Source organism: Paraburkholderia sp. XV, assembly GCF_020177535.1.
GTDB lineage: Bacteria > Pseudomonadota > Gammaproteobacteria > Burkholderiales > Burkholderiaceae > Paraburkholderia > Paraburkholderia caribensis.
The window spans coordinates 1-776 of record NZ_JAGUUD010000270.1 but is presented as its reverse complement, the minus strand read 5'-3'; the positions used below and the strand labels follow the sequence as shown (position 1 = coordinate 776).

At 61.0% G+C, this 776-nt stretch carries 2 protein-coding genes; both read left to right on the top strand.

Annotated features, from left to right (window positions below):
* The coding region (locus tag KFO72_RS41880; RefSeq protein ID WP_225034561.1) for a hypothetical protein at positions 1-260 on the top strand (260 nt) is incomplete at its 5' end.
* 120 nt (positions 261-380) lie between these two features.
* Positions 381-713, top strand: coding sequence for an H-NS family nucleoid-associated regulatory protein (locus tag KFO72_RS41875; protein WP_225034560.1), 333 nt, complete (start codon positions 381-383; stop codon positions 711-713).
* Positions 714-776: the final 63 nt, after the last annotated feature.

The following is a 776-nucleotide window of genomic DNA, read 5'->3' as shown; positions in this document are numbered from 1 at the left end:
CGAGGCACCGCGCCGCGGCTCAAGCCTATTTTCGCAAGATCGATCGTCTGGTCGACTGCTCCGTGGTCAGTTCCAGACAGAGCAATCGCCGACGCGTGGGCGACGCCAGCGTCATGGATCTCGTGATCGAACTTCGCAGGCGGCTGGACGGTGTGGACACCCTGCTCGCGCTGAGCGAGTTGCCGATCCACGTACAGGCCGCCGCCGGGCAACTCCGGGAGGCGGCGAAGTCCTACGCGACTGCCGTCCAGCATCTGTGAAGCGTTATACCGGTCGGTAATTGAAGTGTAAAGAACGCTGGGCCGTGCAATGAACGGCGCGCTATCGCGGTTTCGCGATTTATATTGAATCGCTGGCGAAATACCTGACAGGAACTTCTCATGGATGAACGGAAGCGGGACAGCATGATTGTTTATCTCCGCCACCGCATGGATGATTTTGGGATCGGCCCGGATGACCTCGCTTCGTTTCTGGCGACCGCGACGGAGGGGGCGGACACAGGTCGCTACCGTAGCGCGGGCGGTGACACCTGGAGTGGCGAGGGCGAGGTGCCGCAATGGCTTAAACAGGCCACCAGCGCAGGACAATCCATCGGGCACTTTGAATTTTCGGGCCGGACGCGTGCACGACCGGCAAAGCAGACCGATGCGGACCGGAAAAACGATCCCTTCGCCGGAAGCCCGCTCGCGGGATCGAGTCATCCCAAGCCGTAGGCTCCAGGATACCGAATCGCGAGAGAGCCAACTTTGGTCACCACGGATACCTCTGATCACCGT

Excerpts from the sequence above, each read along its gene's own strand:
- KFO72_RS41875 (WP_225034560.1), top strand. The coding sequence starts at position 381 with ATGGATGAACGGAAGCGGGACAGCATGATTGTTTATCTCCGCCACCGC.